The 19,054-nt window shown below is 71.1% G+C and carries 20 protein-coding genes and 1 pseudogene; 11 read left to right on the forward strand and 10 right to left on the reverse strand.

The window, feature by feature from the left end; genetic code table 11:
- Window positions 1-39: 39 nt before the first annotated feature.
- The gene (locus tag OHT51_RS35720; RefSeq protein ID WP_328883019.1) at window positions 40-1,830 is read right to left on the reverse strand and encodes a substrate-binding and VWA domain-containing protein; all 1,791 of its coding nucleotides are present in this window, start codon (window positions 1,828-1,830) and stop codon (window positions 40-42) included.
- 194 nt (window positions 1,831-2,024) lie between these two features.
- Here OHT51_RS35720 and OHT51_RS35725 point away from each other — a divergent pair, with 194 nt between their 5' ends.
- Window positions 2,025-2,825, forward strand: a complete 801-nt coding sequence (locus OHT51_RS35725; protein WP_328883020.1) for a CPBP family intramembrane glutamic endopeptidase — start codon at window positions 2,025-2,027, stop codon at window positions 2,823-2,825.
- A gap of 130 nt (window positions 2,826-2,955) precedes the next feature.
- On the opposite strand, the gene OHT51_RS35730 is transcribed toward OHT51_RS35725, so the two are convergent.
- Both OHT51_RS35730 and OHT51_RS35735 read right to left on the reverse strand, forming a co-directional pair.
- On the reverse strand, window positions 2,956-3,765 hold the full coding sequence (locus OHT51_RS35730; protein WP_328883021.1) for a PhzF family phenazine biosynthesis protein: 810 nt from the start codon (window positions 3,763-3,765) through the stop codon (window positions 2,956-2,958).
- Between the two features lie 199 nt (window positions 3,766-3,964).
- Window positions 3,965-4,861: an aminoglycoside phosphotransferase family protein gene (locus tag OHT51_RS35735; RefSeq protein WP_328883022.1), complete on the reverse strand. Its 897-nt coding sequence runs from the start codon at window positions 4,859-4,861 to the stop codon at window positions 3,965-3,967.
- 331 nt (window positions 4,862-5,192) lie between these two features.
- Between OHT51_RS35735 and OHT51_RS35740 the strand changes: the two genes are divergently transcribed.
- Window positions 5,193-5,819, forward strand: a complete 627-nt coding sequence (locus tag OHT51_RS35740) for a PadR family transcriptional regulator (RefSeq protein WP_328883023.1) — start codon at window positions 5,193-5,195, stop codon at window positions 5,817-5,819.
- 75 nt (window positions 5,820-5,894) lie between these two features.
- Here OHT51_RS35740 and OHT51_RS35745 read toward each other — a convergent pair whose 3' ends face one another.
- A complete protein-coding gene (locus OHT51_RS35745; RefSeq protein WP_328883024.1) occupies window positions 5,895-6,326 on the reverse strand; it encodes a type II toxin-antitoxin system Rv0910 family toxin in 432 nt (143 codons plus the stop codon).
- Between the two features lie 269 nt (window positions 6,327-6,595).
- Between OHT51_RS35745 and OHT51_RS35750 the strand changes: the two genes are divergently transcribed.
- The 3 genes from OHT51_RS35750 (at window position 6,596) to OHT51_RS35760 (ending at window position 9,422) form a co-directional block, all read left to right on the forward strand.
- Complete coding sequence (locus OHT51_RS35750) at window positions 6,596-7,156, forward strand: Clp protease N-terminal domain-containing protein (protein ID WP_328883025.1); 561 nt, start codon at window positions 6,596-6,598, stop codon at window positions 7,154-7,156.
- Window positions 7,157-7,299: 143 nt separating this feature from the next.
- Window positions 7,300-8,292 carry an EamA family transporter gene (locus OHT51_RS35755; protein WP_443052638.1) on the forward strand — a complete coding sequence of 331 codons (993 nt, stop codon included), beginning with the start codon at window positions 7,300-7,302 and terminating at the stop codon, window positions 8,290-8,292.
- 179 nt (window positions 8,293-8,471) lie between these two features.
- Entirely contained in the window at window positions 8,472-9,422 is a 951-nt protein-coding gene (locus OHT51_RS35760; RefSeq protein WP_328883027.1) for a DMT family transporter, read from the forward strand.
- Between the two features lie 70 nt (window positions 9,423-9,492).
- On the opposite strand, the gene OHT51_RS35765 is transcribed toward OHT51_RS35760, so the two are convergent.
- Window positions 9,493-10,125 carry an FMN-binding negative transcriptional regulator gene (locus tag OHT51_RS35765; protein ID WP_328883028.1) on the reverse strand — a complete coding sequence of 211 codons (633 nt, stop codon included), beginning with the start codon at window positions 10,123-10,125 and terminating at the stop codon, window positions 9,493-9,495.
- Window positions 10,125-10,809: pseudogene (locus OHT51_RS35770) on the reverse strand (pyridoxamine 5'-phosphate oxidase family protein). The gene OHT51_RS35765 and the pseudogene OHT51_RS35770 overlap by 1 nt, the downstream one beginning before the upstream one ends.
- 111 nt (window positions 10,810-10,920) lie before the next feature.
- On the opposite strand from OHT51_RS35770, the gene OHT51_RS35775 reads away from it, so the two are divergent.
- A complete protein-coding gene (locus OHT51_RS35775; protein ID WP_328883029.1) occupies window positions 10,921-12,252 on the forward strand; it encodes an aminotransferase class I/II-fold pyridoxal phosphate-dependent enzyme in 1,332 nt (443 codons plus the stop codon).
- Window positions 12,253-12,337: 85 nt separating this feature from the next.
- On the opposite strand, the gene OHT51_RS35780 is transcribed toward OHT51_RS35775, so the two are convergent.
- Window positions 12,338-13,342, reverse strand: a complete 1,005-nt coding sequence (locus OHT51_RS35780) for a DMT family transporter (RefSeq protein WP_328883030.1) — start codon at window positions 13,340-13,342, stop codon at window positions 12,338-12,340.
- 38 nt (window positions 13,343-13,380) lie between these two features.
- On the opposite strand from OHT51_RS35780, the gene OHT51_RS35785 reads away from it, so the two are divergent.
- Window positions 13,381-14,289, forward strand: coding sequence for a LysR family transcriptional regulator (locus tag OHT51_RS35785; protein WP_328883031.1), 909 nt, complete (start codon window positions 13,381-13,383; stop codon window positions 14,287-14,289).
- A 6-nt stretch (window positions 14,290-14,295) separates the two neighbouring features.
- Here OHT51_RS35785 and OHT51_RS35790 read toward each other — a convergent pair whose 3' ends face one another.
- Window positions 14,296-14,763: a pyridoxamine 5'-phosphate oxidase family protein gene (locus OHT51_RS35790; protein ID WP_328883032.1), complete on the reverse strand. Its 468-nt coding sequence runs from the start codon at window positions 14,761-14,763 to the stop codon at window positions 14,296-14,298.
- Window positions 14,764-14,898: 135 nt separating this feature from the next.
- On the opposite strand from OHT51_RS35790, the gene OHT51_RS35795 reads away from it, so the two are divergent.
- Window positions 14,899-15,549 carry a cysteine hydrolase gene (locus OHT51_RS35795; protein WP_328883033.1) on the forward strand — a complete coding sequence of 217 codons (651 nt, stop codon included), beginning with the start codon at window positions 14,899-14,901 and terminating at the stop codon, window positions 15,547-15,549.
- Here the strand turns inward: OHT51_RS35795 and OHT51_RS35800 are convergent.
- Window positions 15,536-16,018, reverse strand: coding sequence for a Rieske (2Fe-2S) protein (locus OHT51_RS35800; protein WP_328883034.1), 483 nt, complete (start codon window positions 16,016-16,018; stop codon window positions 15,536-15,538). The genes OHT51_RS35795 and OHT51_RS35800 overlap by 14 nt on opposite strands.
- Window positions 16,019-16,238: 220 nt before the next feature.
- Between OHT51_RS35800 and OHT51_RS35805 the strand changes: the two genes are divergently transcribed.
- A complete protein-coding gene (locus OHT51_RS35805; protein ID WP_328883035.1) occupies window positions 16,239-17,003 on the forward strand; it encodes a HipA family kinase in 765 nt (254 codons plus the stop codon).
- The gene (locus OHT51_RS35810) at window positions 17,000-17,416 is read left to right on the forward strand and encodes a DUF3037 domain-containing protein (protein WP_328883036.1); all 417 of its coding nucleotides are present in this window, start codon (window positions 17,000-17,002) and stop codon (window positions 17,414-17,416) included. Before OHT51_RS35805 ends, OHT51_RS35810 begins: the two co-directional genes overlap by 4 nt.
- Before the next feature lie 35 nt (window positions 17,417-17,451).
- Here the strand turns inward: OHT51_RS35810 and OHT51_RS35815 are convergent, their stop codons facing one another.
- The gene (locus OHT51_RS35815) at window positions 17,452-17,988 is read right to left on the reverse strand and encodes an excalibur calcium-binding protein (protein ID WP_328883037.1); all 537 of its coding nucleotides are present in this window, start codon (window positions 17,986-17,988) and stop codon (window positions 17,452-17,454) included.
- 297 nt (window positions 17,989-18,285) lie between these two features.
- On the opposite strand from OHT51_RS35815, the gene fabG reads away from it, so the two are divergent.
- The gene (gene fabG / locus OHT51_RS35820; protein WP_328429133.1) at window positions 18,286-19,047 is read left to right on the forward strand and encodes a 3-oxoacyl-ACP reductase FabG; all 762 of its coding nucleotides are present in this window, start codon (window positions 18,286-18,288) and stop codon (window positions 19,045-19,047) included.
- Window positions 19,048-19,054 lie beyond the last annotated feature (7 nt).

Below are 19,054 nucleotides of genomic sequence, written 5' to 3' on the forward strand. Positions count from 1 at the left end.
TGCCCGGCGGGACGGGTGCGGTTGGCGGGCGTGGGCCTCTCAGTCCGGGGCGCCGGGGGACGCCGCCCCGACGATGGCCTTCAGGATCACCGAGTGGATCTGGGACGGGTCCGTCACCTCGTGGCCCGAGCCTCCCGTCGCCCTGGCGATGCGGTCGGCCTCCTCGCGGTCGGCGTCGGGGCCGACGGCGATCATGATCAGGGGGACCGGGCGCTCGGGGTTGGTGAGGCGCTCCAGGCGGGCGATGAGGTCGGCGCGCGCGATGCTGCCCGGGTCCTCGTTCCTGCCGTCGGTGAGGAGGACCAGGGCGTTGAACCTGCCCTTGGCGTAGGAGTCGGTCGCCGCCCTGTAGGCGGCGAGCGTGGTGTCGTACAGGCCGGTCCCACCGTTGGGTACCGGCTCCAGGCTGCCGAACGCCGTTGACAGCCTTTCGCGCTGCGCCCCGTCGCCGTTCCCGTCGCCGAGCCGCTCGGTCGGCACGAGGACGCGGTAGTCCTTGTCGCCGTCCAGCTCGGTGGAGAAGTCCCACAGGCCGATCTCGTCGTCGGACGTGAACGTGGCGAGAGCCTGCAGCAGCGATGCCTTGGTGACGTCCATCCGTGACTGCTCGGTGCCCGGCACCGGCTCGGCCATGGATGCGGAGGCGTCCACGACCGTGGTGATCCGCGCACTCTGCACGGTGATCGTCCACACGCCGAGCGTCTCCTGGACCGCGACCGCCGAGGCCGGCCGGCCCGCCGGCTCCGTGTACGGCTGTGGGCTGCTGCCGCCTGCCCGGGTGACCAGGGCGTCGGGCGGCGCCGCGTCGTCGGACGTCCTGAAGCCGTGCCGTTCCAGCAGCCGCCGCTGCCGAGCGTCGCCGAGGTAGCTCATGAACCGGATCGCGGCCCGGCTCTCGTCGGTCGTCAGCCCTGTCTGGTCGAGGAGGGCGTACGGGTAGTCGAGACGGGGCGAGCCGTCCTTCGGGTAGAAGAAGTCCAGGCTGCTCCCGCCGCCCGTCCCCGAGTTGTACATGTGCGCCGCCTGCTCGCTCACGACCAGCGCCTGGTTGCGTTTCGGGTTGCCCAGCTCGGTGCCCGAGGAGTCGCGGGGCAGGGTCTCCAGCACCTGGCCGTCGCTGTCGGAGACACGTTGCGACAGCGCCTTCATCAGCGCCGCGGCCTGCGTGTCCCCGGCCTCGCCCTCGGCGGCGGCCGTGCTCAGTTGCGTGAGGGCGAGCAGCCCGCTCGCGCTGCGCGCGGGGTCGGCCGCGCCGAGCCGGAGCGAGTCGTCGCGCAGGCGGGCGCCCGCCAGCTCCAGCCAGCTGTACGTCTTCCTCGGCCACCCCAGCGACTTCGCGGCGGCGGGCACCATCGCCACCCCGACCGGCGTGGAGGCGACATGGCCCACCGTGGAGACCGCGGACACGCCGCCGTCCGCCGTGAGCCGCTGGAGCCACAGCTCCGAGTCCGGCACCCACACCTCGGCGTCGGGGCCCTTGCCCGCCCGGAGCGTGTCCGCGACCTCGTACGACTCGCGAGCGCTCACCGTCACGGCAACGCAACGCCCATCGGAGGTGAGGTCGGCCTCCCTGGCCTGCTTCGCCGCCGTTTGCAGCGCCGGGGCCAGGTCGGGGGAGACGGCGAGGGTCAGTCGTACCGGGTCGTCCTGGCAGGAGGAGCCGAAGGAGAGCAACCCGCCCCTGACCGCGACCGCCGTACCGCCGGCGACGGTCAGGACGAGGACGGTCGCGATGACCACCGTGCGGCGGCGGGCGCGTCGGCGGAGGCCGGGTCGACGGGGGTCGCTGCCGCCCGCCCCATACTGATCGGGCAAGCTGTGACGTCCCATGACGGTGGTGCCCCTCCCTGTTGCCCTGCTGAACCCCGTGCCGGAGTCCGGCCGTATGGCAGGCAAAGGGGCGGTACGCCCCGTACGGCGCCCGTCCCCCCAACGGCCTGTCGCGCACGGTCTTCGTAAGTGCATTCGAGACCCTAGCGGGGTGGCGATGAGGATGAGGCGGGATTACTCAACTGGAGGCAGGTGTGCAGGGCGAGGCAGGCCCCGTGGCCGATTCTTTTCCGCATGAGCGGCCCTCGCGACGGATCTTCCGTGATGAGACGCTGCTTGTCCTGGGGCTTTCGCTTGGTGCGAGTGGTGTGTCCGCCCTGATCAGCTTTGTCGGATCGGTCACCAAACCGGGGGGCCTCAAGGACCAGGCGGCCACGCTCAACGCCTCGGCCGCGCCGGGGCGTCCCTGGCTGGATCTCGCCTGGCAGCTGTTCGGTATCACCACCGCCCTGATCCCCGTCGCGCTCGTCGCGCACTTCCTGATGCGCGAGGGGCGGAGCCTGCGCACCCTCGGCTTCGACCGCACTCGCCCCTGGCTGGACCTCGGCCGTGGCGCGGGCATCGCGGCGGTGATCGGCAGCACCGGAATCGCCTTCTACCTGGCCGCTCGCGGCCTCGGCTTCAACCTCACCGTGGTGCCCGAGGCGCTGCCCGACGTGTGGTGGAAGTACCCGGTGCTGATCCTCTCGGCGATGCAGAACGCGATCCTCGAAGAGGTCATCGTCGTCGGCTATCTGCTGCGCCGGCTGGACCAGTTGGGCTGGACGCCCGGCACCGCGCTGGTGGCCAGTTCCGTACTGCGCGGCTCGTACCACCTCTACCAGGGCATCGGCGGCTTCATCGGAAACATGGCGATGGGCGTGGTGTTCGTCTACCTGTACCGGCGCTGGGGCCGGGTGGGTCCGCTGGTCGTGGCGCATTCCCTGCTCGACATAGGGGCGTTCGTGGGGTATGCGCTGCTGGCCGGGAAGGTGGGGTGGCTGCCTACGGCGTGACACCGGTCGACAGATCGACAGGTGGACAGCCGCCGTAAGCATGCCGAAGGGGGCGTACGAGACCGTCGTACGCCCCCTTCGGCATGCCCGGCCGGGCCCGCGGCACCGTCGACTCGCCGGCCGACGTTGTCTAGGCGATCAGCTCGCCCTCGATGACGGTCACCGCGTGGCCGCTCAGCAGCGTGCGGTCGCCGCGCAGTTCCGTGCGGACACGGCCGGAGCGGCGGGAGGCCTGCAGGCCGGTGAGGTCGGTGCGCCCGAGGCGCTCGGACCAGAAGGGGGCGAGGGCCGTGTGGGCGCTGCCGGTGACGGGGTCCTCGTCGATGCCGACGTTCGGGAAGAAGCAGCGGGAGACGTAGTCGTAGCCGCGGGCGGGGTCCTCGGCGCGGGCGGTGGCGATGATGCCGCGCTCGGAATACGCGCCGAGAGCCTTGAGGCCGGGGCGCAGGGAGTGGACCGTCTTCTCGTCGGCGACTTCGAGGAGCAGGTCGCCGACGTTCGGACCCGTGTCGAGGGCCACGAGCGGCTCGGTGCCCAGCGCCTGCGCGACGCCGTCGGGTACGTCGACCGCGGTGAGCGGGGCGGTCGGGAAGTCGAGCGTGATGGAGCCGTCTTCGCGGGGCGTGGCGACGAGGACGCCGCTGCGGGTGGCGAACCGTACGGGTCCCTCGTGGGCGCCGGTGCCGTGCAGCACGTGGGCCGTGGCGAGCGTGGCGTGCCCGCACATCGCCACCTCCGCGACGGGCGTGAACCACCGCAACGCCCAGTCCGCCTCCCCGCCCTCCTCCAACGGGTGGGCGAACGCCGTCTCGGCGTGATTGACCTCCATGGCCACGTTCTGGAGCCAACTGTCCTCAGGGAAGCCGTCCAGGAGGAGCACCCCGGCCGGGTTGCCGCCGAAGGGGCGGTCGGAGAAGGCGTCGACGATTCGAATCCGCATGACGGAGACGGTAGGGGGCGTGCGGAGAGGGTGGCCAAGGCCAATTCGGGGGTGCTGGACCGATTTCGGGGCGGGTTCTTGATCGCTCGAGGCAGGGACCGCCTCGACAGAGACAGCTGGATGGGCGAGACGCGGGGACGTGGTTCGTTGAGACAGACTGCATCTGTCCGCGTCATGTGATCTCAGTCGATCCCCGACATCACGCCATCGACTCCAGAATGCGGTCGAGTGTGCGGCGCCCCATTCTGCTCATCGTCGGATTGCTCTCGACGTAGTACCAGACGACACCCATCGCCTGTTCGAACGCCCATGCCTTGCCGCGCTCCCACTCCAGATCGTCACAGCCCAGTGTCCGCCGGAGCACTTCCCGCGGGCCTGGCTGCAACAGGTGCCAGGCGCTGACCAGATCCAGCGCGGGGTCGGCCGGGCCGAAGCCGCCAGTGTCGAGTACGCCGCTGAGCCGGTCTCCCGCGACCAGTACATTGCCGGGAATCAAGTCACCATGGTTCATCACGTCGGCACCCGTGCGTGGCAACTCTCGAAGGCGCCTCCACACCTGACGCAGCCGGGGTACGTCGAGCAGCCCCTTACTCTCGTCGAAGCACTTCGCCATCCAATCGTCGTGGTCGGTGAGCACGCCGCCACGATTTTCGCCGCTGAAAAGCCGCCCCCGCGTCTCGGCGTTCCGGAGGGCTGCGATGAAGGCCGCAAGGTCCTCGGCAAAAGCGTCCGACCCACTCGGGTCGGCATCAGAGGCGATCGTTCCCGGCAGCCATGTCTGGACCGACCACGGCATGGGGTAACCCGCTCCGGGCTTTCCCAAGGCGACGGGTTGCGGGGCGGGGAACCGAGACACCTGTGCCAGCTCCCCGCTCGCCTGGGCCTCCTGCTCCAGAACCGCCAGCGCCTCGGCAGCATCGGCCAGACGCAGTGGGAAACGCGCTGAGAGGTCGTTCCCGATGCGGAAGATGGCGTTGACCGTCCCGGTCGACGACAGGAGTTGGATCGCCTTGCCGCTCCACTGAGGGAACTGTTCCTGGATCAAGGTCGCAACGATGTCGGTGGTCACGTCCACTTGGTCATCGTGCATGGTCATCTCTCGCAGGCTCTTCCACTCGTCCTTTTCGAACGTCGGAAGCAGACCAGATCAACGGAGACGACAGCCAGTATTTATCCGCCAGGGTCCAGATCATCTGAGATTTTCGGCCACCCAGGTGTCCCAACCGTTCTGGTCGCCCCAGGTCACAGCCGCGGCTTCGGCCCAGATCACTCGAGACGGACGGAAGTCCGAACGACTCGGTTCGTTGAGAGAACCCTTGAGTGAGACCGGACAACCACCACGCATCTCAGCCCACCCTTGCCTAACGAACTCTACCGATATATCGTTGAGCCATCGCGACAGATCAACGATGGATGGAGTGATTGCGATGCGTACCCATGGATACGAGCGTGGACACGGTGGACACGGTCATCACGGCCGAGGCGGCTTCGAGGGGCTTCGCGGTGCCTTCGGGCCGTTCGGGCCGGGTGGCCCTGGGGGCCCCGGTTTCGGTGGGCCTGGATTCGGGCCCGGGCCCTGGGGGCCGAGGGGTGGTCGAGGCGGACCGCGGGGGAGGGCGCGGCGCGGTGATGTGCGCGCGTCGATCCTCGCCCTGCTGAAGGACCGCCCCATGCACGGCTACGAGATGATCCAGGAGATCGCCGAGCGCAGCGGCGGGGCGTGGAAGCCCAGCCCCGGCTCGGTGTACCCCACCCTTCAGCTGCTGGAGGACGAGGGCCTGATCGCCAGTGCGAGCGAGGGCGGCAAGAAGCTGTTCTCGCTCACGGAGGCGGGCCGCGAGGCGGCCGAGGCCGGGCCCGAGGCGCCCTGGGAGGAAGCCTCCCGTGGTGTCGACTGGGAGGCCCTCGGTGAGATCCGCCAGGCCGGCTTCGGTCTGATGGAGGCCTTCGGGCAGGTCTGGAAGACGGGCAGCAAGGAGCAGCGCGAGAAGGCGCTGACCGTCATCAACGACGCCCGCAAGCGGCTGTACCTGATCCTCGCCGACGAGGACTGACGGTCGGACGAGGAGTGGCTGAAGGCGCCCCGTGGAGTGATCCGCGGGGCGCCTTCGCGTGTGCAGCAAGGGCCTTCAGGTCACCAGGCCCGCCAGCTTCCGCAGTGACTCGTTCAGCGCCGCCGTCGCCGAGTCCTTGAGCTTGCCCGCCATCAATGACACCGCCGCCCCCGTGAACTCCCCGTCGATGCGCACGGTCGTGGCGCTGTCGCCGTCCGGGGTCAGCGTGTAGCGCGTTGCCACGGTCACCGCCATCGGCCCCTTGCCGCGAATGGCGAGCACCCGTACCGGCTCCAGTTCCTCGATGGTCCACTCGACCTCGGCCGGGAACCCCATCAGCTTCATGTTCTCCTGGAAGGTCCCGCCCACTTCGAGGGCCGCGGGGCCGCCGCCCGGGAAGCTGGTGTGGGTGGCGTTCCACTGGTTCCATGACGACCAGTCCGTCAGCTGCGCCCAGACCTTTTCGGCCGGTGCCTCGATGCGTGCCTCCGCGCTGACTTCGGCCATGCGACCACCCCTTCGTCTCGGGCTACGGTGTCGCGGAACGTAGCCGTGGGACGTGGAACATTCAATACTGATGAACCGTCAGGAAATGTGGAGACGCCGGACAGGTCGGCCGAGGTGCACCGCAAGGCGGCGCGCGCCCATCAGCGTCGTTCGGCGTGATCTCATCCGTAAGGAGGAGATTCCGGCCTCCGGAGTCCACTCTGTGTGGGACGCGCGAATGCTTCCCCTCGGGGATGACTCGGCTCGAAGTGGTTGATGAGGTAGGGGATGTGCAACCCCGTATCCCCCGGCAGTCGGCCCAGGAGCAGGACCGCCGGCGCCCGGACGCCGCGGCGGACGATGCCAGGCTCAGCGACGAGCTGGCAGCGGTGATCTCCGGCGCCCGCCGCCGCGCGGTCAGGGACGGGGACCGGCAGATCGACACGGCCCATCTGCTGCACTCGCTCCTTGAGCACGACCGGGACGTGTACGCCGTCTTCGGCGACGGACCCCAGATCGCCCGCCTCCTCGGCTACCTCGTCCAGCGCACCATCGGCTACGGCCTGCGCTGGCAGGGCGCCGTCGAGGACTCCGGCGGCGTACCCGTGGTGATGACGGGTGACGGGTTCTCCCCGCTGGCCGCGGGCGCGATGGAGTACGCCTGCCGACGCGCCACCCTGCGCGGCGACACACAGGCCCGCGGCATCGACCTCCTCGCGGCGATCGTCGTGGACCCGCAGGCCCGCGCCGTCGAGGTGCTCGCACGTGCCGGAATCGACGCAGAGACGCTGCGCACCCGCATCGACGAACACCGGGACGAATACGTCGGCGGCGCCGAACCCGCCTGCTAGGCCCGCGCACTCGCCGGCTGCCTCGCGAGGCGACCCGCGCACTCGCCGGCTGCCTCGCGAGGCGACTCCTCCGTCCACCCGCTGAGACAGGTGTCATTGGGGGTGACGCTCATGTCATCGGCTGTCATCATGTGCCAGTGCGTATGTCTGAAAAACGTCAGGCCGGCCGCGGCAAGGGCGTCGGGCTCGGTCTGGCGCTCGGTTCCGCGGTCGCCTTCGGAGGGTCCGGCGTCGCGGCCAAGCCACTGATCGAGGCGGGGCTCGACCCGCTGCACGTCGTGTGGCTGCGGGTCGCCGGCGCGGCCCTCGTGATGCTGCCGCTCGCCGTGCGCCACCGCGCGCTGCTGCGCCGCCGCCCCGCCCTGCTCGCCGGGTTCGGACTGCTCGGCGTGGCCGGTGTGCAGGCCTTCTACTTCGCCTCGATATCCCGTATCCCGGTCGGGGTCGCGCTGCTCGTCGAGTACCTCGCCCCCGCGCTCGTCCTTGGCTGGGTGCGGTTCGTGCAGCGGCGGCCCGTCACGCCCGCCGCCGCGGTCGGGGTCGTCCTCGCGGTCGGCGGACTCGCCTGTGTCGTCGAGATCTGGTCAGGGCTGAGCTTCGACGCGCTCGGTCTGCTCCTCGCCCTCGGCGCCGCCTGCTGCCAGGTCGGCTACTTCGTCCTGTCCGACCAGGGCAGCGACTCCGGCGCCGACGCCCCCGACCCGCTCGGAGTGATCGCGTACGGCCTCCTGATCGGTGCCTGCGTACTCACCGTGGTGGCCCGCCCCTGGACGATGGACTGGTCCGTGCTCGGCGGCACCGCGCACATGGACGGCACCCCGGTCGCGGCCGTCCTCCTGCTGTCCTGGATCGTCCTGGTCGCCACCGTCATCGCGTACGTCACCGGAGTCGTCTCCGTACGCCGGCTCTCACCGCAGGTCGCCGGCGTCGTCGCATGCCTCGAAGCGGTCATCGCGACCGTCCTCGCCTGGTTCCTGCTCGGCGAGCACCTCTCCGCGCCGCAGATCATCGGTGGCGCGGTCGTCCTGGCCGGCGCCTTCATCGCGCAGTCGTCGGCGCCCGCGAAGGGCTCCTCGGAGCCGGTGGCGAGCGGCGGTCCGGAAAGGGATTTGTCGGCCCGCGAGCCGGCCGCATAGGGTCCGGATCATGCATTCCACGGCACTCGTTCTTCCGCCTCCGGCCGCCTGAGGCGGGCCCTCCGGAACGCCTGCCCGGCGTCAGGCCGGGCGGAACGGTGCTGCCCGCAGACGAAGTCCACGGAACCCGCTGAGCCGGGCTCCTCCCAGCACTTCTGCATGTCTGCGGAGAAAAACTCGTGTCGAACACCGCTGTCTCCGGCCTGCCCATCGGGAGTGGCCTTTTCTATCTGATCGTCGCCGGTGCCGCCTGGGGAACCGCGGGCGCCGCCGCCTCCCTGGTCTACCGCGCCAGTGACATGGGACCGGTCGCCCTCTCCTTCTGGCGTTGCGCGATCGGTTTCGTGCTGCTGCTGGCCGTCCGCCTCCTGCGGCCACGCGTGCGTGCGCATGCGCAGGCCGTCCCGGCCGAGCCGTTCCGCCGCAAGGCGCTGCGGGCCGGGGCCACCGGCGTAGGACTCGCCGTGTTCCAGACGGCGTACTTCGCTGCCGTCGACGTCACCGGACTCGCCGTGGGCACGGTGGTCACCCTCGGCGCCGGCCCCGTCTTCATCGCGCTCGGCGCCCGGCTGACGCTGGGGGAGCGGCTCGGCCGCGGGGGCGTCGCGGCCGTGGCCGGCGCTCTTGTCGGGCTCGCGGTGCTGGCCCTCGGCGGCGAGGGCGCGACCGTACGGCCGTGGGGCGTGCTGCTCGCGCTCGTGTCCGCGGCCGGGTACTCCGTGATGACCCTGCTGACCCGGAAGTGGGGCCGCGACGGCGGGGCCGACGCCGCCAGTACGTCCGTCCGGTCCTTCGCGGTCACCAGCCTGTGCCTGCTGCCGTTCGCCCTCGTCGAGGGACTCGTGCCGCACACGGCCGAACCCGTACGGCTCGGCTGGCTGCTGGCGTACATCGCGGCCGTCCCCACCGCCCTCGCGTACGCCCTCTACTTCGCGGGCGCGGCCGCCGTACGGTCGGCCACCGTGTCCGTGATCATGCTGCTGGAGCCGGTCAGCGCGGCGGTGCTGGCCGTCGTCCTGCTCGGCGAGCACCTGACGGCACCGACCCTCGCGGGCACCCTGCTGATGCTCGGGTCCGTCACGGGGCTCGCGGTGGCGGAGGCCCGGGGCGCGCGGCGGCTGCCGGCGTGAGCGCGAGGGGCCCCGCACCGCCCGGTGCGGGGCCCCTCGGGTGGGGGAGTGTCGTCGAGCGCCCGCTCCCTCAGCCCGGGCGCCGGCGCAGCAGGTGCTCACGAGCCGCCGCGTCACCCGGACCGGCCCGGTCCGCCAGCTTCGCGGCGATCCGGTCCTGCACCTCCGCGGTGCGCCTGCCCGCGTACTTGAACTTCGCGCGCACGCCGGTGACTTCGAGCCGCAGACCGCGGATGCCGGCCAACAGCCTGCCGAACGGCGCCTCGCCGACCGCCACCTCCGCCGAGCCTCCCTCCGGCTGGAAGTGGCCGACCTGGCGGTTGAGCAGCTCGGCCTTCTCGGCCGGGTCGTCCACGACATGGGCCCGGCAGCGGAGTTGGACCGCCGCGTAGAAGCTGGTCGGTTCGCCGTGCTCGGGTGCCTGGTCCGGTGCCGCCTGCCACGGGCCGGGGACGTACGCGTAGTCGTCGACCACGCTCAGTACGACCTCGGGGTGCGTCAGCAGTGCCGGCCACATCGGGTTCGGGCGGGCCAGGTGGGTGACGACCTCGCCGCGCTCGCCGTCGTACGCGAAGTGCAGGGGCTGGGCGAACGGCGGCTCGCCGTCCGGGCCGTTGACGACGAGGTGCCCGAAGTCGTGGACGGCCAGCCAGCGCTGCCACTCGGTGTCGTCGCGGGGCGCGTCCCAGGGGTGTATCAGCATCACAGGGCCTTGAGGTAGGGCGGGAGTTCGGTGCCGGGGGCCAGTTCGGGGTCGCCGACGGGCGCGTCGTAGCCCTTGCGCAGGGGGACGACACCGGCCCAGTGGGGGAGGGCGAGGTCCTCGGGCTCGTCGTTCACGCCGCCGGTGCGGAGCTTGGCCGAGACCTCGTCGAGGTCGAGGCGGATGACGGCGGTGGCGGCCAGTTCCTTCTTGTTGGCGGGCCGTGAGTCCCGGGACCGGCCGGCCACGACGTGGTCGACGAGCGCGTCGAGCGCGGTGCGCTTCTCCTGCGGGTCCGTCACGTCGTACGCGGTGCCGTGCACCACCACGGACCGGTAGTTGATCGAGTGGTGGAAGGCCGAGCGGGCAAGGATCAGCGCGTCGGACATGCGTGACCGTCAGGCACACCGGCAGGCCCGGATCGGCTTGGCCGGTCATCCGCAGCGGGCGCGAACCCGTCGACCCGTGGACGTACAGCGTCTCGCCGACCCGGGCGAACAGCGTGGGCAGCACGACCGGCGCGCCGTCGCGGACGAAGCCGAGGTGGCCGACATAGGCCTCGTCGAGTATCGCGTGCACGAGCTCCTTGTCGTACGAGGCCCGGTCCGGGGAGCGCGTGGGGACCGTGCGGTCGGTCGCCGGATAGGCGGCGGGCTGCTGCGTCGGCTGTGTGGTCCCCTGCATTTCGGTCTCCCTTGCGATGCGTCTTGCTTGCGACACGTCTAGCGATGCGTATGGCGACGCGTCTTGCGATGTCTCTTGCGATCCATATTGCACTAGTGCATAATCTGCTTTGTGCTAGGAGGATATCGGATCGAAGGGCGTCGCGCAGCGGACATTGCGTCGAGCGTCGAGCGTGCGGTGGGTGCCGGTGAGCTGGAACCGGGGCAACTCCTGCCACCCATGCGGGAGTTGGCGGTGGAGCTGAGCGTCAATCCCAACACGGTCGCGGCCGCCTACCGGATCCTGCGGGAGCGCGGGGTCATCGAGACCGCCGGGCGCCGGGGCAGCCGGGTGCGCCCCAAGCCGGCCACGACCTGGCGCGAGTCCATCCGGGTGGACGTGCCGGAGGGGGTGCGGAACGTGGCCGCAGGCAACCCGGACCCCGCACTGCTGCCGCCCCTGGCCAAGGCGTTCACGGCGGCCGCCGAGCAGAACGACAGGGAACCCGTCATGTACGGGGACGAGGCCGTGGACCCGGAGCTGGCGCGCAGCGCGCGGGCCGCGTTCGACGCGGACGGCGTCGCGGACGGTCCGATCGCCGTCGCCTCCGGCTCGCTCGACGTGATCGAACGCGTCCTCGCAGCCCACCTCAAGCCCGGCGACACCGTCGCCGTCGAGGACCCCGGCTGGGGCAGCCTGCTCGACCTCGTCCCGGCGGTCGGGCTGCGGACGGCCCCCGTCGGCGTGGACGACGAGGGTCCGCTGCCGGACGACGTGCGCCGGGCCCTGGAGGCGGGAGCACGCGCCCTGATCGTCACCGACCGGGCGCAGAACCCGACGGGCGCGGTCGTGACAGCCGCACGCGCGCGTGCCCTGCGCTCCGTGCTGACGGACCACCCGGACGTGCTGCTCATCGAGGACGACCATGGCCACGGCATCGTCGACCTGCCTCTGCACGCCCTCGCCGGCACCACCCGCAGCTGGGCCTTCGTCCGCTCGGCCGCCAAGGCCTACGGCCCCGACCTGCGGCTCGCCGTCTTCACCGGCGACCCCATGACCGTCGACCGGGTGCGCGGCCGCCAGCGTCTCGGTCCCGGCTGGGTGAGCCGCATCGGCCAGCGGGCCCTGGCGCGGCTGTGGGCCGAGCGTGCCGTCGACCCCACGACGGTGGCAGCGGCGTACGCCGCTCGCCGCGACGCACTCATCGCCGCGCTGGCGGAGCGGGGTATCACGGCACACGGCCGCAGCGGCATGAACGTGTGGATCCCGGTACCCGACGAGACGGGCGCAGTGGCCCGGCTGCTGCACGCCGGCTGGGCGGTGGCGCCGGGCGCCCGATTCCGGATGAGCGCTCCACCCGGAATCAGGATCACCGTCGCGACCCTGGCTGCGGACGAGATCGCCCCGCTGGCCGAGGCGGTGGCGACGGCGGTGGCTTCGGCGCCGCCTAGGGGGTACGCGTAGGGCCTGTCGTATGGATCAGGTCGGCTTGATCCAAACGACAGGCCCTAGACATGGCGAGGCATTGCCGACCTGCTCGACCACCCCGTCAGGCGCCCCGCTTCACTTGAGTGAGCGCCGCCCCCACAAGGACGATCACCGCACCCACCGGCGTGGACCAGCTCAACGATTCACCGAGTACAGCGACCCCCGCGGCCGTGGCGATGACAGGAATGAAGTACGTGACCATCTGAGCCGTGGTCGGCCCGACCTCCGCGACCAGCCCGTACTGAAGCAGCACCGCGAGCCCCGTACCGAGCGCCCCCAGCGCCACGATCGCGAGCAGCGGCAGCATTGGAAAGCGGGTCGGCGCGGAAGTGAACACCGGCGTCACAACGGCGAGTTGTACCGAGGCGAGCAACAGCTGCGCACCGGTGAGCGACAGGTGCGACTCACCGGAGCCGGCCAGCGTACGCCGGACGTATATCCAGCCGATCGGGTAGCTCAAAGAGGCCAGCAGCGCCATCGCCGTGCCCGTGGCGTCCAGCCCGTGAAAGCCCTGCCACGCCCCGAGCACGGTCAGCACGCCGAGGAAGCCGATCCCGAGCCCGGCGACCCTGACCCGAGTCGGCCGGTCCTCCGAGAGGGCGACCAGGGACAGGGCCATCCCCCACAGAGGCGAGGTCGCGTTGCAGATGCCCGCCAGCGTGGACGGGATCGTCAGCTCGGAGTACGCGAACAGGGAGAACGGCAGCGCGTTCAGCAGGAACGCGGCGACAGCCAGATGCCCCCACGTCCGCACCCCCCGCGGCAACCGCTCCCGCTTCACCGCCATCGCGACCGCGAGTACCGCCGTGCCGAACACCAGCCGCCCCAGCGTGACCTGGAAGGGGGCGTAGCCGTCGGTGCCCACCTTGATCAGCAGGAAGCTGAAACCCCAGATCAGGGAGAGCGCGGCGAAGCGCAGCCGCCAGTCGAGGCGGGCGCGCGGCGCGGCCGGTGCGCGGGAGCCTATGGAAGCGGGGTTGGCGGAGATGGGGCCGGTGGAGGCGGCGCTGGTGGAGGAGGCGGTGCTCATGGGATCAACGATCCGCCACACAATCTCGTAGCACAATCGAGTTTTTCGGTGCTGCATCTCGTAGCATTGCTTACATGTTGAACCTGGAGCGCCTGCGCACCCTCGACGCCCTTGCCCGGCACGGCTCGGTCAGCGGTGCCGCCGAGGGACTGCACATCACGACCTCGGCCGTCTCGCAGCAGATGTCCAAGCTGGAGCGGGAGGTCGGCCAGCAGCTCCTCGCCAAGAACGGCCGGGGTGTGCGGCTCACGGACGCGGGACGGCTGCTCGCCGAGCACGCGGCACGCATCCTGTCGCAGGTCGAGCTCGCCCAGTCCGATCTGGAGGCACAGCGCGGCCAGGTGGTCGGTGAGCTCCGGCTGGTCGCATTTCCCACCGCCCTGCGGGGCCTGTTCCCCGCCGCGCTCACCGCGCTGCGGGCCGACCACCCGGCGCTGCGCCTGAGGTCGCGGGAGCTGGAGCCCGAGGAGGGCGTCGCCGCGGTGGTCCGGGGGGACGCCGACCTCGCCCTCGTCCTCGACTGGTACAACAAGCCGCTGCCCATGCCGGAGGGGCTCGCCAAGGCCGCGATCCTCGACGACCGGGTGGAGATCGCCATGCCCGAGGGGCATCCGCTCGCGGAGCGGCGGGAGGTCGATCTGGAGGACTTCGCGGACGACGAGTGGGTCTCCTGGCCCGAGGGCGAGTTCTGTCACGAGTGGCTGGTCTACACGCTGCGCACCAAGGGCATCGAGCCCTGTATCGCCCACCGCGCGGAGGAACACCACACCCAACTCGCTCTGGTCGCCGCCGGGTTGGGCGTCTGCGTCGCGCCCCGGCTGGGTCGCGACCCGATGCCGCCCGGGGTGCGGGTCGTGCCCGTGCGCCACCGGGTCCACCGGTACGTGTACGCGGTGTGGCGAGCGGACGCCGACCGCCGCCCGTCGATCCGGGCGGCGGTGGAGGCCCTGCAGGCGGCGGCCGAGAAGATCGCCGGAGGCTGAAGGTCCCTAGCGCGACCCCAGTTTCCGGAAGTCCCAGGACACGATCTTCTGAGGCGTCAGCCGCATCCAGGCGTGCCTGCCGTCGTGCGGCATCTCGTCGAGGCCGAAGTTCTTGCGCGCGAACAGCATCTCGGGGACGTCGAGTTCGGCGCGCAGCTCGCCGACGCGCGGGCTCTCGCCCACGAACTCGACGGTGCCCGACAGTTCGACACCGCGCAGCTGCTCGTACTCCTCGCCCGTGTCGATCACGACGGCGATCCGCGGATCGTGGCGCAGCTCGGTCCACCGCTTGCTGCGCACCACCGAGTACAGCCACAGCGAGGTGCCGTCCCAGGCGAACCACAGGGCGCTGACGTGCGGGAACCCATCGGCGGACACCGTGGCGACCCGGCAGGTGCGCTGCGTGGTGAGGAACTCGTCCAGCTCGCCGGACGTCATCATGATCTTCCGGCCCCGGCGCTGAGTGACGGTCATGCGGCCCCCTCTTCTCTCACGTCGTGTCAGAGGAGAGATCCTCTGACATCACGTCAGAAAAGGATGAGTCGTCTTCCGTCCACACGCAATGGTGGCTACGCTCGCCCGCCCACGCCGTCGGTCACAGGGGGAACCATGCCGTCGTTCGCAGAGCTCAGTGAACTCCTCGACCCCGCGACCACCGTCCTGCTCACCGTCGAATGCCAGCAGGGCGTCGTCGGACCGGACAGTGCGCTGCCCGAACTCGCCCAGGAGGCCCGCTCCTCGGGCGCACTCGACAACGTCGCCCGGCTGGTCGCCGCCGCCCACGAGAGCGGCGTCCAGGTGATCCACGCGATCGCCGAACGCCGTCCCGACGGCCGCGGCGCCAACCACAACGCCCGCCTCTTCCGTGCCGCCGAACGGCTCCCCGTCCAGCAGTTGTCCGGAACGGCGGCGGTACGCGTGGCGGCGCCGATCGAGGTCACCGAGGAGGACCTCGTCGTACAACGACTCCACGGCCTGTCCCCGGTCCAGGGCACCGACGTGGACGCACTGCTGCGCAACCTCGGCTGCCGCACGCTCGTCGTCACCGGTGTCTCGGCCAACGTCGCGATCCCCAACACCGTCTTCGACGCGGTGAACCGGGGATACGTCGTGGTCGTGCCCCGGGACGCCATCGCCGGAGTGCCCTCCGAGTACACCCCGGCGATGATCCGCCACACCCTCGCATTGGTCGCTACGGTCGCGACCACGGACGAGGTACTGGGCGGCCTCAAGCGGCCGTCGCGGGTCAGGCGAGCGTGATCGAGTCGCCCGACACGCTGATCTGCTTGGCGGCCAGCGGCTGGGTCGCGGGGCCCTTCTTCACGCTGCCGTCCAGAACGGAGAACTGGCTGCCGTGACAGGCGCAGGAGAGGGTGTCCTCCTTGAGGTCCGTCATGGGGCAGTTCTGGTGGGTGCAGATCGTGGAGAACGCCTTGTAGTCACCCGCCGCGGGCTGCGAGACCACGACCTTCTCGTCACTGAAGACCTTGCCACTGCCCTCCGGGATGTCGGCGGTCTTCGCGAGCGCCGCACCGCCGGCACCGGCGCCGCCGGACGAGCCCGCTTCGGTGGTCGCGCCGGCGCCGGCGCCCTGTTCGGTGGCCGAGCCGGACGCGTCGTCGTCCGATCCGCACGCGGTCAGCGCAACGGCGAGCCCCGCCGCGCCGACCGCCGCCACGACGGTACGGCGGCTCGGACCCGACACGGGCTGAACTGATTCGCTGGTCATGCTGACGTTCCTTCCGGTCATTCGTGATCTGCCGAGAGGTACGGTCCGTTCGGACCGGCTGTTCAGACGCTGTCGAAATCCTGACCCGGTCCCGACTGGACGTGGGTAAAGCGGAGCTGTCGGTTCCCTGTCGAGGGCTGTCGGTTTGCTGTCGACGCGGCGGCGCACCGCACCCCCGGGCCGCCCCCGGGCGCCGTCCTCGCGCCAGTAACCTGGGGCGATGCTCAAGGAAGTCATCGCGACCCGCTACATCACGCCGCTGCGTGAGGGCGGCTCGCTGCCGGGACTCGTCGAGGCCGACGACTTCGGGACGTACGTCATGAAGTTCACCGGCGCCGGACAGGGCCGCAAGACGCTCGTCGCGGAGGTCGTCTGCGGTGAACTCGCCCGCAGGCTGGGCTTCAGGGTGCCCCGGCTGGTGACGGTGGAGCTCGACACGGTGCTCGGGCTCGGCGAACCCGACCAGCAGGTCCAGGAGTTGCTCAGGTCCAGCGCCGGCACCAACCTCGGTATGGACTTCCTCTCCGGCGCGCTCGGCTTCGATCCCCTCGCCTTCGAGGTGAGCCCCGAGGACGCCGGCCGGGTCGTCTGGTTCGACGCCCTCGTCAACAACGTCGACCGGTCCTGGCGCAACCCCAACCTGCTGATGTGGCAGGGCGAACTGTGGCTCATCGACCACGGCGCGACCATGATCTGGCAGCACAACTGGCCCGGAGCACAGGCCTCCGCGGAGCGCCCGTACGACGCCTCCGACCACGCCCTCGCCCGCTTCGCCCCCGACGTGCGGGCGGCCGCCGCCGAGTTGGCGCCGCTGGTCACCGAGGACCTCCTCACCGAGGTGACCGCCGAGATCCCGGACGCCTGGCTGGCCGCAGAGCCCGGTTTCGACACCGCGGACGACCTCAGGCGGGCCTACGCGCGCCCCCTGCTGGCACGGGCAGCCGTCGTCCACGAGCGCGTCAACGGAATCGAGGGGACCAAGTGAGCGACCGCCACTTCATCAGGCCGGGCCAGGGCGGCGACCGTGACGTCTTCGAGTACGCCGTCCTGCGTGTCGTACCCCGCATCGAGCGCGGCGAGTGCATCAATGCCGGAGTGCTCGTGTACTGCCGGGCGAAGTCCTACGTCGCCGCCCGGACTCACCTGGACGAGACCAGGCTGCGCGCGCTGGACCCTGATGCCGACGTCGCAGGGGTACGGGCCGCACTCCGTGCCGTCGAGGGCGTCTGCGCGGGCGGCGACGCGGCGGGGCAGGCCGCGGGCGACGATCCGGGGCGACGGTTCCGCTGGCTGATCGCGCCCCGCTCGACGGTCGTGCAGCCCGGGCCCGTGCACACGGGGCTCACCGCCGACCCGGCGGCCGAGACGGAGCGACTGCTGGACCTGCTGGTGCGGTGACCGCCCCCGCGACGGCACCGCACGCGCGCCGGGCCTCAGCCCCTGCGCCGCTTCACCACGTAACCGGTCGCGAGCGCGGAGCCCGTGACGAAGGCCAGGCCGATCGCGATGTCCCAGCCGCCCGGCCCGGACGACGTGGCCCCGCCCAGCCCGCCTCGCGTGCCGCGGGTCGGCGTGGCGGCCGGACGAGGAGTCGCAGGCGTGACTGGCGTGGCAGGAGTGGCCGGTGTGGCAGGGGTGATGGCAGTGGCCGGAGTGTCGGGCGTCACGGGCGCCGGGGGAGGGGTCCTGGGGCGCGTCGTGGACGAGATGAGGCCCCCGTCGTCCCCGTTGCCGCCGCGGTCCCCGTTGCCGCCCCGACGGGGCAGCGACTCGCAGGCGATCCCGTCGTCCCGTCCCCGATCCTCGTCGAGCCGATCAGGATCATCCCGGTCCGAGTCGAAGTGGGCCTGCGCGTCCTCCTGGTACGTGAAACTGCGGCAGTCCAGGTCCCGTGCGTGAGCGGGTTCGGCGAACGGCACGATCGCGGCGATCACGAACAGCGTGCCGACGGCACCGGTGCGACGGCGCATGGAGCGCCTCCTTTCCGGCCATCGATGACTTCGCGCTTCGACGCTATGGGCCCTTGCGCTCGGCGGCTCGCAGCCGTAGGCCGTTCGGGTGTGCACTGCGGGCCACGGCCGAGCGGGGACCATGGCTGGGTGCGCCCGGTTCGCGCCGGTCGTACGGGGAATCGATCACACGCAGCCGGTCGGCCGTTGACACCGGGTGCCAGGGCTTCTAGCGTCACGTCTGCTGAAGGTACTAAGCGGTCGCTCACCAACGGGCGCGCCGCACGAGCCGCATCTCGAGGGCGAGGAGAACCAGCAATGTCCACCACTGAGCAGCGGGTCGCCGTGGTTACCGGCGGAGCGCGTGGCATCGGTGCCGCCACCGCCGTACGACTGGCCGCGGAGGGCCGCGCGGTCGCCGTGATCGACCTCGACGAGGCAGCCTGCAAGGACACCGTGGAGAAGATCACCGCGGCCGGCGGCAAGGCCATCGCGGTCGGCTGCGACGTCTCCGACGAGGCGCAGGTCGAGGCAGCCGTGGCGCGAATCGCCGAGGAGCTCGGCGCCCCGACGATCCTGGTCAACAACGCGGGCGTGCTCCGCGACAACCTGCTGTTCAAGATGAGCGTCGCCGACTGGGACACCGTCATGAACGTGCACCTGCGCGGCGCCTTCCTGATGTCCAAGGCCTGCCAGAAGCACATGGTGGACGCGGGCTTCGGCCGGATCGTCAACCTCTCCTCGTCCTCCGCGCTGGGGAACCGCGGCCAGGTGAACTACTCGGCCGCCAAGGCGGGTCTCCAGGGCTTCACCAAGACCCTCGCCAAGGAGCTCGGCAAGTTCGGCGTCACCGCCAACTCCGTCGCGCCCGGCTTCATCGCCACCGAGATGACCAAGGCCACCGCCGACCGCGTCGGCATGGGCTTCGAGGACTTCAAGGCCGCCGCCGCCACCCAGATCCCGGTCGCGCGGGTCGGCGAGCCGGACGACATCGCCAACGCCATCGCCTTCTTCACGGGCGAGGCGGCCGGATTCGTCTCCGGCCAGGTGCTGTACGTCGCCGGCGGACCGCTCGACTAGGGCCTTG

The sequence above is a fragment of the Streptomyces sp. NBC_00299 genome (assembly GCF_036173045.1).
GTDB lineage: Bacteria > Actinomycetota > Actinomycetes > Streptomycetales > Streptomycetaceae > Streptomyces > Streptomyces machairae.

What these genes read in the sequence shown, in the direction of transcription:
- OHT51_RS35785 (WP_328883031.1), top strand. Translation starts at nt 13,381, where the DNA reads ATGTTGAACCTGGAGCGCCTGCGCACCCTCGACGCCCTTGCCCGGCAC.
- OHT51_RS35730 (WP_328883021.1), bottom strand. Translation starts at nt 3,765, where the DNA reads ATGCGGATTCGAATCGTCGACGCCTTCTCCGACCGCCCCTTCGGCGGC.
- OHT51_RS35805 (WP_328883035.1), top strand. Translation starts at nt 16,239, where the DNA reads ATGCTCAAGGAAGTCATCGCGACCCGCTACATCACGCCGCTGCGTGAG.
- fabG (WP_328429133.1), top strand. Translation starts at nt 18,286, where the DNA reads ATGTCCACCACTGAGCAGCGGGTCGCCGTGGTTACCGGCGGAGCGCGT.
- OHT51_RS35800 (WP_328883034.1), bottom strand. Translation starts at nt 16,018, where the DNA reads ATGACCAGCGAATCAGTTCAGCCCGTGTCGGGTCCGAGCCGCCGTACC.
- OHT51_RS35720 (WP_328883019.1), bottom strand. Translation starts at nt 1,830, where the DNA reads ATGGGACGTCACAGCTTGCCCGATCAGTATGGGGCGGGCGGCAGCGAC.
- OHT51_RS35795 (WP_328883033.1), top strand. Translation starts at nt 14,899, where the DNA reads ATGCCGTCGTTCGCAGAGCTCAGTGAACTCCTCGACCCCGCGACCACC.
- OHT51_RS35755 (WP_443052638.1), top strand. Translation starts at nt 7,300, where the DNA reads ATGTCTGAAAAACGTCAGGCCGGCCGCGGCAAGGGCGTCGGGCTCGGT.
- OHT51_RS35745 (WP_328883024.1), bottom strand. Translation starts at nt 6,326, where the DNA reads ATGGCCGAAGTCAGCGCGGAGGCACGCATCGAGGCACCGGCCGAAAAG.
- OHT51_RS35815 (WP_328883037.1), bottom strand. Translation starts at nt 17,988, where the DNA reads ATGCGCCGTCGCACCGGTGCCGTCGGCACGCTGTTCGTGATCGCCGCG.
- OHT51_RS35735 (WP_328883022.1), bottom strand. Translation starts at nt 4,861, where the DNA reads ATGACCATGCACGATGACCAAGTGGACGTGACCACCGACATCGTTGCG.
- OHT51_RS35765 (WP_328883028.1), bottom strand. Translation starts at nt 10,125, where the DNA reads ATGCTGATACACCCCTGGGACGCGCCCCGCGACGACACCGAGTGGCAG.
- OHT51_RS35790 (WP_328883032.1), bottom strand. Translation starts at nt 14,763, where the DNA reads ATGACCGTCACTCAGCGCCGGGGCCGGAAGATCATGATGACGTCCGGC.
- OHT51_RS35740 (WP_328883023.1), top strand. Translation starts at nt 5,193, where the DNA reads ATGCGTACCCATGGATACGAGCGTGGACACGGTGGACACGGTCATCAC.